14 protein-coding genes are annotated in these 15,330 nt (G+C 71.0%); 2 read left to right on the forward strand and 12 right to left on the reverse strand.

What is annotated here, in order from left to right; genetic code table 11:
• Window positions 1-44: 44 nt before the first annotated feature.
• The gene (locus ACP99_RS11565) at window positions 45-1,763 is read right to left on the reverse strand and encodes a sensor histidine kinase (protein ID WP_049986759.1); all 1,719 of its coding nucleotides are present in this window, start codon (window positions 1,761-1,763) and stop codon (window positions 45-47) included.
• Window positions 1,764-1,972: 209 nt separating this feature from the next.
• Between ACP99_RS11565 and ACP99_RS11570 the strand changes: the two genes are divergently transcribed.
• Window positions 1,973-2,668: a DUF6989 domain-containing protein gene (locus ACP99_RS11570; protein ID WP_049986760.1), complete on the forward strand. Its 696-nt coding sequence runs from the start codon at window positions 1,973-1,975 to the stop codon at window positions 2,666-2,668.
• 49 nt (window positions 2,669-2,717) lie between these two features.
• Here ACP99_RS11570 and ACP99_RS11575 read toward each other — a convergent pair whose 3' ends face one another.
• Genes ACP99_RS11575 through ACP99_RS11605 form a run of 7 tightly spaced genes read right to left on the reverse strand, consistent with a single transcriptional unit; the run spans window position 2,718 to window position 10,120 of the window.
• Window positions 2,718-3,275 carry a DUF7261 family protein gene (locus ACP99_RS11575; RefSeq protein ID WP_049986761.1) on the reverse strand — a complete coding sequence of 186 codons (558 nt, stop codon included), beginning with the start codon at window positions 3,273-3,275 and terminating at the stop codon, window positions 2,718-2,720.
• Window positions 3,272-3,721 (reverse strand): DUF7262 family protein, encoded by a 450-nt coding sequence (locus ACP99_RS11580; protein ID WP_049986762.1) that lies wholly within the window; start codon window positions 3,719-3,721, stop codon window positions 3,272-3,274. The genes ACP99_RS11575 and ACP99_RS11580 overlap by 4 nt, the downstream gene beginning before the upstream one ends.
• Window positions 3,714-4,430, reverse strand: coding sequence for a DUF7263 family protein (locus ACP99_RS11585; protein WP_049986763.1), 717 nt, complete (start codon window positions 4,428-4,430; stop codon window positions 3,714-3,716). The genes ACP99_RS11580 and ACP99_RS11585 overlap by 8 nt, the downstream gene beginning before the upstream one ends.
• Entirely contained in the window at window positions 4,427-4,999 is a 573-nt protein-coding gene (locus tag ACP99_RS11590; protein WP_049986764.1) for a DUF7266 family protein, read from the reverse strand. Before ACP99_RS11590 ends, ACP99_RS11585 begins: the two co-directional genes overlap by 4 nt.
• Entirely contained in the window at window positions 4,996-5,742 is a 747-nt protein-coding gene (locus tag ACP99_RS11595) for a DUF7289 family protein (RefSeq protein WP_049986765.1), read from the reverse strand. Before ACP99_RS11595 ends, ACP99_RS11590 begins: the two co-directional genes overlap by 4 nt.
• On the reverse strand, window positions 5,739-7,745 hold the full coding sequence (locus ACP99_RS11600) for a type II secretion system F family protein (protein WP_049986766.1): 2,007 nt from the start codon (window positions 7,743-7,745) through the stop codon (window positions 5,739-5,741). Before ACP99_RS11600 ends, ACP99_RS11595 begins: the two co-directional genes overlap by 4 nt.
• Window positions 7,742-10,120, reverse strand: coding sequence for a type II/IV secretion system ATPase subunit (locus tag ACP99_RS11605; protein ID WP_049986767.1), 2,379 nt, complete (start codon window positions 10,118-10,120; stop codon window positions 7,742-7,744). Before ACP99_RS11605 ends, ACP99_RS11600 begins: the two co-directional genes overlap by 4 nt.
• A 183-nt stretch (window positions 10,121-10,303) precedes the next feature.
• On the opposite strand from ACP99_RS11605, the gene ACP99_RS11610 reads away from it, so the two are divergent.
• Complete coding sequence (locus tag ACP99_RS11610) at window positions 10,304-11,380, forward strand: hypothetical protein (RefSeq protein WP_049986768.1); 1,077 nt, start codon at window positions 10,304-10,306, stop codon at window positions 11,378-11,380.
• 33 nt (window positions 11,381-11,413) lie between these two features.
• Here ACP99_RS11610 and ACP99_RS11615 read toward each other — a convergent pair whose 3' ends face one another.
• The 4 genes from ACP99_RS11615 to ACP99_RS11630 form a co-directional block, all read right to left on the reverse strand.
• A complete protein-coding gene (locus tag ACP99_RS11615) occupies window positions 11,414-12,151 on the reverse strand; it encodes a hypothetical protein (RefSeq protein ID WP_049986769.1) in 738 nt (245 codons plus the stop codon).
• 63 nt (window positions 12,152-12,214) lie between these two features.
• Complete coding sequence (locus ACP99_RS11620; protein ID WP_156105697.1) at window positions 12,215-12,769, reverse strand: hypothetical protein; 555 nt, start codon at window positions 12,767-12,769, stop codon at window positions 12,215-12,217.
• A 2-nt stretch (window positions 12,770-12,771) separates the two neighbouring features.
• On the reverse strand, window positions 12,772-13,545 hold the full coding sequence (locus tag ACP99_RS11625) for a nucleotide-binding protein (protein WP_049986771.1): 774 nt from the start codon (window positions 13,543-13,545) through the stop codon (window positions 12,772-12,774).
• 159 nt (window positions 13,546-13,704) lie between these two features.
• Window positions 13,705-15,327: a cobyric acid synthase gene (locus tag ACP99_RS11630; protein WP_049986772.1), complete on the reverse strand. Its 1,623-nt coding sequence runs from the start codon at window positions 15,325-15,327 to the stop codon at window positions 13,705-13,707.
• Window positions 15,328-15,330 lie beyond the last annotated feature (3 nt).

Below are 15,330 nucleotides of genomic sequence, written 5' to 3' on the forward strand. Positions count from 1 at the left end.
CGCGGGCGGCCGCCGGCGGTCGTGCCCCGGGCGACGACGGGCGCTCACGAATCCGCAGCGGGAAGCGAGAATATCACCGTCGTCGCTCGCGCGTCGACGTCGGCGTCGGCGGTCGACGGGTCGATCGACTCCGGGTCGGCGTCGACCGTCGAGCCGTCGGACAGATCGCCGAACGAGAGCGTCCCGCCGTTCTCGGTCACGCACCAGTACGCCAGCCAGAGACCGAGCCCTTCGGCGTGCTGGAGGGGCGTCTCGGACCCCGCAGAGAGCGTCTCTCGCTCGACTTCCGGGATTCCGGGACCGTCCGATCCGATCCGAACGACGACGGCGTCATCGCGCTCTTCGAGCGTGATGTCGATCGCGGTCGTCCCGGTCTGGGAGGCGAGCAGTTCGATGATCTCCTCCGCCGCCGTCGCGAGCGCACCGGCGTCGGTGAGTTTCGCCTCCGCGTGGTCGCTGCCGTCGAGCGAGAACGTCGTGTTCGGGTGTGTCCCCCGCGCCTGGTGGACGACGCCCGCGACGATCGCGGTCGCGTCGTGGACGCTGGGCGTCAGGATGTGCGAGTCGTCGAGTTCCGACACCTTTCGCGCCTTGTCGCTGACGGTGAGTAGGTCCTCCGTGCGATCGAGAATCGAGTTCGCGGCTTTGTTCGCGTCGACCGCCGAGCCCGTGGCGACCATCTCGGCGTAGCCGCGCACGACGTTCATGTCGTTTCGGAGATTGTGTCTGAGCACCCGGTTCGCAACTTCCAAGCGCTGTTCGTAGCGGTGCCGCCCGGTGACGTCCCGCAGCGCCAGCGCGTAGCCGATCCGGTCGCCGCGCTCGTCGGTCAGCTCCGCGATCCGGATGTCGTACGCCAGGTCGTTCTCGTCGACGACGGTGGTGCCGTGCAGTTGCTCGAACGGCGTGTCGGGGAAGATCTCGTCGATTCGGCGTCCGACCTCCGGCGCGGGATCGAGGATCCGGCGGGCGATGTCGTCGATCTCGACGACGAACCGGTCCGCGTCGAGCACGACGAGTCCGTCACCCATCGCCTGCAGCGCCTGACGGCGGGCGATCGGGACCCGTTCGAGCAGGTCGTACTGGTAGAGCCCGAGCACCAGCAGCACGCCGGTGATCGAGAACGTGAACGGCGTCAGATCGAGGTTTCCGACCGGGCTCGCACCGAACATGAACGCGACGTTCGAGAGGAACGGCGGGAGCGGAGCGACGAGCAACACGAGCACCTGCTTCCAGTAGACGAGCGACCAGCGGATGCCGACGAGGAGGATGATCCCCATCCCGATCACGACGGCAGCGTACGCGAGAAGCAGGTGCCCGTAGTAGAGCGGCCCGAAAGCGAGTTCGATGGCCGATCCGGACGAGGCGGTCACGCCCTCGGGGACGGTCCAGACGAGTTCGTGCAGCGGATTCGTCGCGATCGCGACGGCCATCGCGAGCGGTTCCAGTGCGAAAAGCGCCGCACGTCGCGGGGTGAGCCACTCGCGCCGACTGACGTACTGGACGACGAACACCAGCCAGAGGAACGGTGCCGCAGTCGAGATCGCGAACGTGAGTTCCCACCAGAACACCTGCGCGGCGACGACGTCGTAGCCGATCTGTATCGAGTACGTGAGCGCGGAGAGGCCGACGACGCCGAGCATCACGGTGATTTCGGGCCCGCAGCGGGACTCCCAGTTCCACACCCCCACGAGCGTCAACACCGCGTAGACGAGGAGCGTCCCGAACCCGATCGCAGAGGTCGCAGTGAGTTCCCACGCCATAGGAAGACAGGTCGTCTTGTCTCGATGGGATACTCATACATCAAACCACCAGTCGAAGGCGGCCCGCAATCGATCGACGACGGAGGATCGAACGGCCGAGTCGGCCAGTTATTGTCGGTCGACAGACATAAAACCGTACGGGAGCGTTCGGTCGACGCCGCGAGCGAACGTTTATTCTCCTCGCGGAGAGTTGAGAGCGCAGACGCCGAATGAGCGAGATACGGGAGACCGCGTCGACCGGACCGTTCGACGCGGCGACGGCGGGGTCGACGTCGACGGATAGGCGGATGCTCGGATGGCTGGGGGTGAATCTGGTCGTGTTCGGGCACGTCGTCCTCTTCGAGACGCCGCTGTGGCTCACGTACGCGTACAACGGCCTGTTGTACGCGATCGGGATCTGGGTCGCCTTCCGGTCCCCCGCCGTCCGCGACGTCTTCCTCCTCGGGAGCGTCGCCGGCGTGCTGGAGGTGGGCGTCGACGCCTTCCTCGTCTCGACCGGGTCGCTCGTCTACCCCGACACCCTGCCGATGCTCGTGGGATCGCCGCTGTACATGCCGATCTCGTGGGCGCTCGTGATCACCTACTTCGGCTATCTCGGTCGCCGCCTCGACGAGCGGTACGGCCCGCTCGCCGCGACGGTCGGGCCGTCGATCGCCGCGATGGTTCTCATCGGGTTCTTCGAACACGGCGCGCACTTCGCCGGGATCTGGTGGTACGAGTTCGCCCCGCTGGCGATGCTCGGCACCGTCCCCGCGTTCATCGTCGTCGGAGAGGGTATCATGTTCGCCGCGCTGCACTGGCTGGTCCGACTCCGCCGACCCCTCCTCGGCGGCGTCGCGTTCGCGGCGGTGATCTCCGTCAGCTACGTCGGGACGTACACGCTGTTCGCCGCGATCGGTGGCTGATCAGGCCCTCAGATCGACGTCGATCGGCCGCGCCGACGCTGCCCGCGGGTCACACCGCCGAGACGACGACCGTCGCCGTCGTCGACTCCGCGGGGGAGACGACGCGGATCCGGAACGCGGCCGCGATCGGCGTGGTCTCGCCCACCCGCTCCTGAACGACGACGCCGTCGATCGCGCGGCAGGGGCCGAACGCCCGCCCGGGCCCGGCGGGGCAGTTGCTCTCACGCCACTCGCCTGCGGCCGCCTCGTCGAACGCGACGACGAGCGAGCGATCGCCCTCGGCGTAGACGGCTTCCAGTCGGCCACTGTCGGCGTCGACGCCGTCGCGGACCCGTTGGACGACGGCGTCGCGCGCGCCCCACGAGGAATCGCGTTCGGCGTTCGCTTCCTCGCGAACGGCCGCGCGGAACGACGATCCGAGGCTGCGCTCGACGTCCTCGACCGCGACGACGTCCACCGATCCCGCGCCGGTCCTGTCGCCGTCGTACCCGAGTTGGGCGTACGCGAGCGTCATCGTCAGGAACGCGACGGCGACGACCGCGGCGGCGACGAGGACGACCTGCGCGCGGTCGGTCCGTGCCGCGTCGAGAGTGGTCTCGTCACTCACACGTACCACACCCGGAGCGTGACGGTGCAGTGCGCCGTCGGCAGCGACGCCTCGCCGCTCGGGACGCCGTCGGGCCGCGGCGGGCCCACGTCGCCGTGCGGGGTCTCGATCCGGCCGAACACCCCCACCGGAAGCGAGTCGTCGAGTCGATCGGCGAGCGCCTCGCGCTCGGCCGCGAACGACTCGGGCGACCGGCAGGCGGTGGTGAGTCGGCTGTGACCGTCGCCCGCTGGGGGCTCCGCGTCGAGCACCGCGAGGGCGTCGCCCGCGACTCGGTCCAGTTCCGCGGCCGACTGCGTCGCGTCCGCGGGGACCCAGACGAACCCCGCGACGACCGAGAGAATCAGCAGCGCCCCGACGGTCGCCTCGATCAGCGACGTCGCGAGCTGCGCGCGCTCGCCTCGCGAGCGGGGCGAGCGATCCGCGCGGGGACGCCGCTCACGCACCGACGGTCACCGCCAGTCGCTCCGCGCTCGCGTTTCGAGCGGTCCACTCGAGGGTCGCCGTTCCGGAACCGAAGCCGCTGGAGTCGAACGCGATCCGGAGTGGGTACTGCCGCGGGACGGCGACCGCGTACCGGCCGTCGAGACCGGCGGGGTCGTGGAGCACGATCCGCCCGCCCGCGCTGACAGTCGTCACGCGCCGCGTCTCGGTCGGGTCGACCTCGACCGTCAGCCGACCGTCGTGGTCGTCGACGACGACCTCTCGCGTCTCTCCTAAGTCGACGCGCTCTCCTCGCCGGACGGTCCGCGTCACCAGCACGCGACGCTCGACGAGCACGGACTCGCTGCCGTCGCCGACGTTCCCCCGCTCGACGAGCACGTCGTCGCCGAGCGCGACGCGGACCGGTCGGTCCCGAATCGGGGGGACCGCCGCGTCGAGGGCAGGTGCGGAGAGGTTCGAGACGGCCGCGCGCCGGAGGTCGTTCGCCCCGCGCGTGTGGCTCGCGCTGGCGTCGACGAGGTGGTCAGCGAGCGCGCCGGCCGCGTGGGCGGTCGCGGGCTGACGGTCCGCATCCGACAGCGCGTCGTTCGCGAGCGCGCCCCCGGCGACCGTCACGGACGCCACGACGAGGACGGCCACGGCGAAGCCGACCAGGTTCGCCTGCGCGCGAGCGTCAGAGGAGGCGGCCCGCCCGATGCAGGCCGGGATCACGGCGTCGCCTCCGGCGGATCCGCCGAACCCCCGTCCACCTCGTCGTCGTCACCATCGACGAGCACCACGACGATACCTCCGCCGTCGCCGTCGACGAGGATTCGCGACGGCGACGCGCTGGAGACCGATCCCTCGACCGTCGCCGCGGACGGGACCGCGAGCCGGACCCGTCCGCCGATCCCCGCGTCGGGGTGAACGAGCGTCAGCGTCGATGCCGCACCCGTCGATCCCGCGACGATCCGATAGGGGTCGCCGCGGATCGCCGCCGGGAGCCGAAGCGTGACCCGGCGTTCGACGTCGACGAGGCCCCCGGTTGCGGCGGGATCGGCTGGATCGACGACGTCGCCGTCGGGTGTGGCTGCCTCCGTCCGCTCCGCTGCGGCGACGAGCGCCCGGTCGCCGAGTTCGCTCCCGACCGCGCCGCGGTACTCGGGCGCGAGGCCGCCGAACAGCGTCGCCGTCAGCAGCGCGACGAACAGCACGCCGACGCCGAGTTCGAGCGTCTTGCCGACGACCGGCGAGAGGCCGCGGTCGTGGCGCTTCGCCGATCGCCGATCGGGTCGACTCATCGCCCCACCGCCACGTCGAGTCGGACGTCGTGGACGACGAGGTGGACCTCGCGCTCGCCATCGAACGACGCCACGACGCTCGGCACGCCGTCGCCGTCGAAGTCGCGCCGGGTCGTGGTCGCGCCGCGCTCGCGGAAGTGACGTTCCCAGACGGCCGGCGTGGCCGTCTCGACGCCGACGCGGTACTCCGCCGCCGGGAGGCGCTGCCGCTCGGTCTCGGCGTCGCTCCGGAGCGTCACCGCGAGGCGGTGGTCGCCGGTGGAGACCCCGTCGGCCCCGCTGGCGTTCAGGAGCGGGACGCCGACGTACAGCGCCCCCTCGGCGGGGGCGATCCGACTCGGGCCGACGATTCGACTGCCGCGCTCGTCGCTCCGGACGACCGCGCCAGCGAAGCCGGTGACGCGGTGCTCGCCGTCGGCGTAGGTGATCGCTCCCGCGTGGCCCGCCCAGACGACGCCGTCGCCGTCGAGGAGCCGGACCGTCCGGTTGACCACCGCGACCGTCCCGCTCGCCAGTTCGACGGTCGTCTCGCGTTCGCCCCCGCCGGGCTGGAGCGCGGTGTCGAAGTCGGCGCTCACGCGTGTCGCGGCCGCTGAGGCGGCCCCGTCTTCGACGATCGAGCCGGCGGTCGCAGTCAGCCCCCCGACCGCGAGGACGGTGAGGCCGAGGAGGATCGCGACGCCGACGACCGCGGTCTGTGCGCGGTCGGTCGCGGAGCCCGCGGGATCGGCTCTCCCGGTCATACCAGTCCCATCCCCGCGAAGACGACGTGACAGACCGCGACGAGACAGCCCGAGTGCAACAGCGCCTCGTACTGCCCGCGGCTGGCGACGCCCGCGAACCACCCGGAGGCGAGCATCGTCGCCTGCGTCGTCACGTAGACGCGGTACTGGTCGCGCGCGAGGTCGATCGCGCCGGGGTCGACCGCGACGCCGGAGAGCTCCGACATCGTCGCCAGCCGGTCGAACCCCGCGAAGACGTTGGCGCTCGTCGCGGCGCTGATGCCGATGACGAGCAGCGCCGTCGTCCACCCGACGGCGACGTAGACCAGCATCCCCGAGCGGAGCGCCCGCTTCTCGTGATAGAGGCGTCCGACCTCGCCCTGCAGCGTCTCGAAGACGACGGCGGTGTCGCTGCCCGCGTCGAGCGCGCCGATCACGAGTCCGACGGTCTGCTCGGCCATCGGCGTCCCGACGCGGTCGACGAACCGGTCCAGCGCCGCGGTCCGGAGGTCGGTCTCGATATCCTCCGTCGGCGTCGTGAGCTGAAGGTTGAGCGCGAGGTCCGCCACGTCGGGGTTCAGCGCGCCGAGATCGACGTCGCGTGCGACGTGATCGACCGCCGCCGAGAAGGGCCGCCCGAGGTTGACGTGCCCGGAGACGGCGTGGACGAAGTCCTTCAGTTCGTGGTCCTTCGCGTCGTCGAGGCGGGCGCGGCGGACCGCGATCAGCCCGATCGGGATCGAGAACCCGACGTAGCCGACGAGCAGGGCCACGACCGTGTCGACGCCGAGACTCACCGAGGCGACGAACCCGGCGATGCCGATGGGTGCGAACGCCGCGGCCGCGCTCGCGGGGTTCCGCGTCGCGGTCCGGAGCGTTCCGAGCGCGCTCGCCGGTCGGCGGTAGACGACCGACTGGTCGGGCGGGCGGAGCCGCGAGACCAGCGCCGCGGTCGCGAGCCCGACTGCGAGGATGAATCCGGCGCTCCCGTAGACGGTGAGCGCGCGGAGCGTCACCGACCCCAGCGGCGTCTCGACCGGCGCGGAGAGTCCCGGCGAGATGATGCTCATCACCGTGAGGACGATCACGAGCAGCGCCGGGAGGACGAGCAGGACGACGAACAGCTCCGCCAGGAGTTCCAGAAAGCCCGCCGCGCGCTGTCGGTCCCGGTCCTGCTGGTGCCGCAGCATCCGGCTCTCCATCGAGAGGTACTCGCGGAGGGAGTCCGAACCTTGGTCGGCGTGCTCGCGGAACTTCAGGAGGAACGGCGCGAGGCTGTCCTGCGCGGGCGTGTCTCGGGCGACGCGTCGCAGCCCTTCGTCGATGTTCCCGGTCATCGCGGCGGTGTTGAGGGCCTTACGGAGCGCGACGGCCGTCTCTCCGTAGGCGTCGGTGTCGGCGACGCGTCGGAGCATCGCCCGTCGGCCGTCGCTGCCCGAGGCGAGGACGTTCAGGTAGCGGACCGCGCTCGGCAGCGTCCGTCCGATGTTGGCGCGGCGCGCGGCCGCGAGCCAGCGGAGGTAGCGCCCGCCGGCGTAGATCACGCCGAGGTGGACGCCGACCGCGAGGAGCAGCGCGACCGCGCCGCCCAGCAGGGTGAGTCGTCGCCCCGAGAGGGAGACCGAGTCGGCGACTGCGACGCCGCCCCCGACGTCCCGACCGCCGATCCGGGCGACGCGTTCGAGGACCGTCGCCAGCGCGGACTCGACGACGCCCGCCGGGAGGAACACGCCGAGCGCGACGACGGCGGCGGCGACGAGCGACGCGAGCACGAGGGAGATCGCATACAGTCGGGCGACGTAGAGGTCGAAGGCGACCGCGAGATTGGTACCGCGGTAGGCGCGTCGGTCGCGCTCGTGTCGGCGGGCGTCCGCGCGGCTGGCGAAGAGCGCGTACGCGGCGCGGTCGAGCGGGCCGAGCGAGCGCTCGCCGTGGGAGGGATCGGGCGCGTCCGGTCTCCGGCTCGTCGTCGACGAACGCGTCGCTCCCGGCCCCGCGGGCTCCGCGGCGTCCGCGCCGCTCACCGGACTGCGCTCCCGCCGGTGCCGTCGTTCCGTTCACTGTCGACGTCCGCCGTCGCGGTCTTCTCGGGCGCTGGCCCGGATGCTGACTCGACGTCGCGAGCAACGCCGCCGTCCGTGCGGTGCGCGCGCTGTCGTCGGACGCGCTCGACGGTCGCCGCCTCGTCGGTTCGGAGGTCCGAGAGGAAACCGAACAGCCGGTCGACGTCGCGGTCGCCCTCGCTGAGGAGATAGTCGACGTAGCCGCGCTTGCGGCGGAACTCCCGCTCGATGTCGGCGACGTCGCGATCCGTCGCCGCGGCGATCCGGTGGAACACGCGGAGGGCGTTCCGGTGGACGTCGCCCTCGGTGGCGGCGTGCTCGCCGCCGAGTCGCGGGTGATCGTAGGCCATCGCGAACGAGCCGTCCGTCTCGCGCCACAGCAGCGTGTTGTAGTAAAGCGTCGTCCCGTTCTTCTCGACGACGCCCGTCCGCGCCGAGGCGGGGAGTTCGTCGTATTCGGACTCGGTGAGGAGTTCGACCGCGGAGCCGACGTAGCGCTCGCCGTCGACCCGCCGGGGGAAGACCACCAAGTCGAGTTCGCGAAGGAGATACACCGGCAGCCCCTGTTCGACGACGCGGTTGACGAGCGTCTCGACGTCTTCGGCGTGCGTCGTGCCGACGACGCCGTGGCCCGTGTTGAGGACCTCCGCGAAGGTCTCGAACGACTCCGGGGTGTTGACTTCGGCGATCACCTCGACGTCGGGGTTGAGGTAGTTCGCCTCAGTCATCAGATCGGCCATCGTGACGCGCTTGTAGGCGTTCTCGTGCTCGCGCGTCGTCAGCGAGACGCCCGTCTCGTGGGGGAGATACACCTCTCGGGAGCCCTCGTCGATGCTGATCGGGCGGTGGTCGTACGGGATAAAGGGCATATGCGCGTTCATCAGCGTCGTCTTCCCCGCCCCGGTCGGCCCCGAAAACAGCACGACGCGGTGGTGTTCGTACAACAGCCACAGCAGCGTCACCAGTTCGGTCGGGAGCGAGCCGAACTCGACGAGGTCCAGCGGCGTCAGCGGCGACGACGCCTGCTTGCGGATGGAGACGTGCGGTCCGTCCTCGGAGATCACGGGCAGCGCGACCGCACACCGGATCGTTTCGCCGTGGCCCGAGGCGTCGGGCGCGACGCCCTCCGGACGGAGGTTCACTTTCGCGGAGGGCTGGCTCGCGCTCAACTCGACGCCGTCGGCGGCGGCCAGTTGGGTGACGACGTTGACGAAGCTCGTCTCGTCGGCGAAGGTGAGGTTCGTCGGCACGCGCTCGCCGGCGCGGACGACGTCCGCGCGCGGCACGACCTTGATCCGCTCGCCGACCCGGTTGGCCTCGATGTCTTCGAGGTGCGGGTCGCGGATCGGTACCGTGAGCACCCCTTCCCCGACGTAGTCTCTGAGGACGTAGTACACGAGATCGTCGAGGCGGTCCTGCGCGTAGCGTCGGTCGACCGGCGGGACGCCGACGCCGTACGAGGAGAGCGCGCTTCGGACGCGGAACCGCGTCGCCTCCAGCCACGCGCGGGTGTTGCGCGCGGTGAGCCGCCGCGAGAGGAAACTCCGCGCCCGCTCGCGGATGAACGCGGTGCGGTCGTCGACGACCGCACCGACGTTGGCCTCCCAGATCCGCTCTTTGCACTCGGCGATCAGTTCCTCGTCGCCCGGCAGCAGGTCGGGTTCGAGGACGGCGTACTTCGCGTCGAAGCGGTCGTCGCCGAGCAGTCGGTCGCGGTGGACGACCACGCTCACGTCGAAGTCGGCGAAGGAGACGGTGTAATCGCGGAGGCGCTCGCCGGCGACCCGGGTCGCGAACTCGGCGTCAGCGCGGAACTCCGTGGCCGCGGGCGCGTAGTTCTCGGTGTGGACGACGAGCGCGCCGTCGGTATCTCCCTCGACGTCGACGACGTCGACGCGGTCGTCCAGCGCGATCGGCGTCACGGGGCCGAGCAGTCGCAACTCGCACATCGCGTAGTACTCGATCCGCCGGCGCGCGGCCGGCGTGACGTCCAACAGCCGATCGAGGACGTGCCGGTACTTCGCGGGGAGGCCCGCGGCCGCCCGTTCCGCCGCGCCCTGACGGGTGAGGGGTCGACGGGTCTCCACGCTCGAAAAGTACGCCGTCACCGACGCCAGCGCCCGCTCGGCGGCCGCGTCCACGGCCGGTTCTCGAACGTGATACGCGAACCCGACGCCGTCGGCGGCGTCCGCGATCGTCGTGACGACCCCGGGCGTCACCTCGTACTGCGCGCGAACGGTCGGTGCGTACCACGCTCGGGGGCTGTCAGGCGGTTCCGGGCTCGGGACGGTCGGTGTCGATACTCGGGACTTCGCCCGCTGGTCTCCCGACCTCATCCCCCCGCTCCGGTCGATCGTCGGTCATTCATACGGTTGGTTCCCGCGTGTTCGTATTTAAAATCTCACCGGCGTTATCGGTGCGGATAATTGGACGACTGCGGCGAGGGAGCCGAGCGGCGAGGAGGCGGAATCGGTTGTCACTACCGCACCGTTTAGATAGTATGAAACTCACACTCAGTCGTGACACTGGGAGACCCCGCAAAGAGCGTCGCCGAATCCGTCGACGGTGACCGCGCGTCCGCCCTCCTCGACTCGGTTCGGAACCACGAACTCCCGCCGGTGCTTCACGACCTCGTCTCGGAGTATCAGTCGTTCGAGGGCGCTCGCCCGTGGTTCATCTGGCGCTGGGTCCACCACCTCGCACCGAAGAACACGATGCCCGTCGTCGACGGCGACCACCGCGAGGCGGTCGCGACGAACAAGACGATGCTCGTCCTCTTCATCACGATCCTCGACGACCTCGCGGAGAAGCAGCGAGACTACCGGACGTTCGACGCGATCACGCGGTTCGTTCGTCTGGGAGCGGACGATTGCCTCGGACGCACGGACCGGTACTCGGACGGCGGGGTTCACGAGAACGGGTCCGACAGCGACCGACTGCGGGACGCCACCGCCGACGACGCGTACGTCGCGTTCGCCCGATCGGTCTGGGAGACGCTCCTCGAACGGCTCCGGCGCAGCCCGTCCTTCGAGCGGTACGCGCCGCTGTTCCGGTTCGACGTGGGACAGATCGTCACGGCGATCGAGTACAGCACGCTCGCCATCGACCGCCCGGACTTGGTGACGCCGTCGGACCTGCGCCGCTACGAGGCGCACAATATGGGGATGTACAGCTACCTCGACATCGATCTGATGTACACTCGCGCGGACCACACCGACGAGCTCTCGGAGTTCCGCGCCGTCGTCGACCCCGCACAGCGAATGGCCCGGATCGGCAACTGGCTCAGCACGTGGGAGCGCGAACTCCGCGAGGGCGACGTCAGTTCGGCCGTCGTCGTCTCGGCCCGCGAGCGGGGACTCGTCGACGCTGAACCGCTGTCCCACCTCGGCGACATCGCGGACGACGACCGCGTCGAGGCCGCTATCGACCGCATCCGCGCCGCCGACGTCGAAACGGAACTGCTCGAAGAGTGGAACGAGGAGTACGACCGACTCGTCGCCGCGGCCGACCGGGTGGATTCGATCGACCTGACCCCGTTCGCCGAGGGGACCAAAGACGTCCTCAGATACCACCTGGCGAGCCGTGGGTTCAAGTAGCAGACTTCGCGATCGGCAGCCAGAGCAGTCGAGTTAGGCGCCGCCGAAACGCTCCCGCTCGCGGCGGCAGACGCGCTCCCACACCGAGAAGAGCGAACTGCCGAGGCCGTAGCGCTCGTCGATGGCACGAACCCACTCGTCGTCGGTGAAGAGGAGATATTGGAGCCGCCGGACGGAGGGGTCCAGTTCGCCCATCTCGAGTTCGCCGACGTAGTAGCCGACGGTCTGGGAGCGCGCCTCGTCGATCAGCCCCGGCGGCAGGTCGAGTCCGGCCTCGGTCGCGACGTAGTCGAACCACTCCAGATGCAGGATCGCGTCGGCGAAGGCGAACCGGTCGGCGAAGCCCGACACCGACTCGACCGCCGGCGCGCCGCGGGAGATCACGTCGCCGGGGCGGCTGAACCGCGGCACCGACAGGTGGTCGATCTCCGCGGCGTACCGGTCGGCGACGCGTCGGAGCCGCCACTCAGCGTACGTCGTCGGGGCCGTCAACGCCAGTTCGTACCAGACGGGCGTCCACTCGATGAACGGGAGTCCGAAGGCGGCGTCGGCGTAGAGGTCCGCCGCGATCAGCCGGTTCACCGCGGGCGCGACGTCGGCACCGGTCCGGCCCGACCGCATCGCGGTCTCGGCCTCGTCGATGACGCCCGCGAGGTCGCCGGTGTGCAGTCCCATCCCCTCTGCGACCCGCAGGAGGTACGCGCCGCCCGGTTCGAACCAGTCGGCGAAGTCCGCGGGGGTGCGTGCGCGAAGCAGCGAAAAGACGCTCACACTCACCGTAGGGCCGCCGATCGTATATATCGTCTCGTATGCCCCGGCCGGCGCGACACCGGGTCACTCCGCCCCGTCGAGTTGGTCGCGGAGCCCCCACTCGTCGGCGCGGGCCTGCGCTTCCGCCCGCGCCTCGGCTTTGATTTCCTCGATCCGTTCGGCGTCGGCGAGGAAGTCCGCGACGGAGCTCGCGTCGCGCTCCTCGGAGCGCCGGTCCTCGGGGGCGGCCGCCCGCGTCCGATCCGCGAGGCGCTCGTCGCCCGCGAGCCGTCGAGCCGGTGCCGTCGGGCGGACGCGGAGTTCCTCGACGCCGTGCGCCGCTTCCAGCGCGTCGGGCGGGAGTTCGTACACCGCGGCGTGGAACAGGCTCCCGGAGAGCGCGTCGAGCGCGTCTTCGCCGCCGGCGTCGCTCGCGGGGTGGTACGCCAGAACGGGCACGCCCGCCTCGAAGGTGAGCACGGCGCGCTCGTCGTCGCCGAGGAGGATCGACCCCTGCGGCTCGAAGACGACGTAGCCGGTGAGGTCGCGGTCGAGCACGCCGGAGAGCGTGTCGCCGACGTCGGCGTCGGTTCGGGAGCGAATCAGATCGCCCTCGGGGATGTGGCCGTCGACGACCATCGTCAGGGGCGGTCCGGGACGACGGCGCTCCGGAAGCGGTCCGCCACGTCGGCCGCGTCGCCCGATCGGACGTCGAGGTTCGACGCGGCCTCGTGAAAGGCGTCGGCGGCCGGATCCCGCGGCGCGTGCGCGAGCAGTGGTTCGCCCGCGCGCCGGGCCGCCCGGACCGCGTCGCTCTCGGGAACGCTCGCCAGCGTCGTGCCGCCGAAGTACCGCGCCGCCTGCTCTGAGATCGCCTCGACGTCCTCGTCGGGACGGACTCGGTTGAACAGCACGCCCGCCGTCTCGGTCCCGTACGATCGGGCGTACTCCTGGACTTTCAGGCCGTCCGAGAGCGACGGGACCGTCGGCTGCAACACGACGACGACGCGGTCGGCGAGCACGACGGGCAGCACGGCGCTTTTCGAGCCGAGCGCCGCGGGCGAGTCCAACAGAAGGACGTCGGCGTCGGCGGCGAGTTCGGCGACGACGTCCCTGAGCCGGCCCGGGTCGGCCGCCTCGAACGCCGCGAGGCTCGTCCCGCAGGGGACGACCGACATCCCGAAGCGGTCGTACACCGCCTCGGCGACGGGGACGTCCCGCTCTGCGACCAGCAGGTCGTGCAGCGTGACGTCGGCGTCGTCGAGGCCCGTGTGAAACAGCAGGTTCGCCATCCCGGTGTCGGCGTCGATGACGGTGACGTCGTACCGCTCGGCGAGCGCCATCCCGAGCGCCAGCGTGCTCGTCGTCTTCCCGGTGCCGCCCTTGCCGCTCGCGACGGCGAACGCCTCGACCATACCGTAGCGTCGCGGCACCCCCTCAAAAGTCTTCGATTCCGATTCTCGGGGGTGATTCTCTCCGGCGGCGAAACCTCTAGTAGCGTTTGCACGTCTTCACTCACTCGATCGCACGCCGGCGTGCGATCGGATGTGTGATCGGTTGCAAACGCTACTATCTCACGGCGCGTGGGTCGGTGAGAGAACGTCGAGCGGAATCGACTCCACGAGTCCCGCGGCGTCGGCGTAGGCGTCGGCTGGCTCGGTCGCGCCCTCCCACCCGCCGCTCGTCGGCCGCGGCACGCCCCCGTGCTCGAACGCGCGGTCGACGAACGCCGACCGCGCCGCCTCGTTCTCGAAGAGCCCGTGGAGGTAGGTCCCGAGGACGTCGTCGACGGCGACGCCGAGCGTCACCGGGTCTCGCCCCTCGGCCGCGAAAGGGGTCCGCATCCGCTCTCCGTCGGCGTCAGCGGTGCGGGTCTCGCCGGCGTGGATCTCGTAGCCCTCGACCGGCCCCGAAGCGCCCGCGAGCGGTCCCGTCCCGTCGAGCCGCCACTCGGCGGGCGCGACGCGCTTCCGGCGCGAGAAGGTCGTCTCGACGGGGAGGAGGCCGATTCCGCGGTGGGAGATTCTGTCGGCGTTCCCACCGACGCCCTCGACGCCGTCGTCGAGGAGGCGCTCGCCGAGCAGTTGGTAGCCGCCACAGAGGCCCACGACCGGGCCGTCGAACGCGCGGAGGCGCTCGTGGAGACCCGCGTCGCGAACGGCCCGCAAGTCGTCGACGGTGTTCTTCGTCCCCGTCAGGACGACGGCGTCGGCGTCGTCGAGCGATTCGTCCAGCGGACGGAAGGCGACGCGGACGCCGGGAACCTCGACGAGCGGGTCCACGTCAGCGGTGTTCGACGCGCGCGGGAGTCGGGGGGCCGCGACCGTGACGGCCCGCGCCTCGTCGACGCCGTCGTCGGCCCCCCGGACGTCGCGCTCGCCCGCCGCGGGCAGCGAGACGCTGTCCTCGTCGGGGAGTCCCGGGTCGTCGTACGGGAGCACCGCGAGCACCGGGACGCCAGTCCGCGATTCGATCTCGTCGATCCCGGGATCCAGCAGCGAGCGGTCTCCCCGGAACTTGGTGATCGCGACGCCGACGACCCGCTCGCGGACGTCGTCGGGGAGCAGTTCCAGCGTCCCGAGGATCGACGCGAAGACGCCGCCGCGCTCGATGTCGGCCACGAGGAGGATCCGCGCGTCGGCGAAGCGGGCCGTCTCGACGTTCGCGAGGTCCCGCTCGTGGAAGTTGATCTCCGCGATGGACCCCGCGCCCTCGGCGACGACGACGTCGTGAGTGGCGGAGAGTCGCGCGTGGGCCGCCTCGGCGGCCGCCCGCGCACGCTCCCAGTGCTCGGCGTAGTAGTCGCCCGCGGCGTAGTGCCCGACGGCGACGCCGTCGACGACGAGCTGTGATTCCTCCCCGCCGCGGGGTTTCAGGAGCACCGGGTTGTGATCGGTCTTCGGCCGCACGCGGGCGGCGCGCGCCTGAACGTACTGGGAGACGCCGATCTCGCCGAAGGCCGGGTCGGCCTCGGAGTCGTCGGAGACGGAGTTTTCGAAGTCGGTCGAGCCGTCCACCGCCGCCCCGCGAACGGCGCTCGGCCGCACGACCGCCCGCGCCTCGTTGCTCATATTCTGCGCCTTGAACGGCGCGACGTCGACGCCCGCGTCGGCGAGGCGGCGGCAGAGCCCGGCGGCGACGGTGCTCTTGCCGACGTGGCTGGCGGTGCCGGCGACGAGGATCGTCTCGGCGGTCATCGT

It is taken from the genome of Halobellus rufus (assembly GCF_000739575.1).
Lineage (GTDB): Archaea > Halobacteriota > Halobacteria > Halobacteriales > Haloferacaceae > Haloquadratum > Haloquadratum rufum.

Coding starts and splice junctions, on each gene's coding strand:
- ACP99_RS11595 (WP_049986765.1), bottom strand. CDS start 5,742: ATGACCGGGAGAGCCGATCCCGCGGGCTCCGCGACCGACCGCGCACAG.
- ACP99_RS11625 (WP_049986771.1), bottom strand. CDS start 13,545: ATGGTCGAGGCGTTCGCCGTCGCGAGCGGCAAGGGCGGCACCGGGAAG.
- ACP99_RS11605 (WP_049986767.1), bottom strand. CDS start 10,120: ATGAGGTCGGGAGACCAGCGGGCGAAGTCCCGAGTATCGACACCGACC.
- ACP99_RS11570 (WP_049986760.1), top strand. CDS start 1,973: ATGAGCGAGATACGGGAGACCGCGTCGACCGGACCGTTCGACGCGGCG.
- ACP99_RS11620 (WP_156105697.1), bottom strand. CDS start 12,769: ATGGTCGTCGACGGCCACATCCCCGAGGGCGATCTGATTCGCTCCCGA.
- ACP99_RS11630 (WP_049986772.1), bottom strand. CDS start 15,327: ATGACCGCCGAGACGATCCTCGTCGCCGGCACCGCCAGCCACGTCGGC.
- ACP99_RS11565 (WP_049986759.1), bottom strand. CDS start 1,763: ATGGCGTGGGAACTCACTGCGACCTCTGCGATCGGGTTCGGGACGCTC.
- ACP99_RS11590 (WP_049986764.1), bottom strand. CDS start 4,999: ATGAGTCGACCCGATCGGCGATCGGCGAAGCGCCACGACCGCGGCCTC.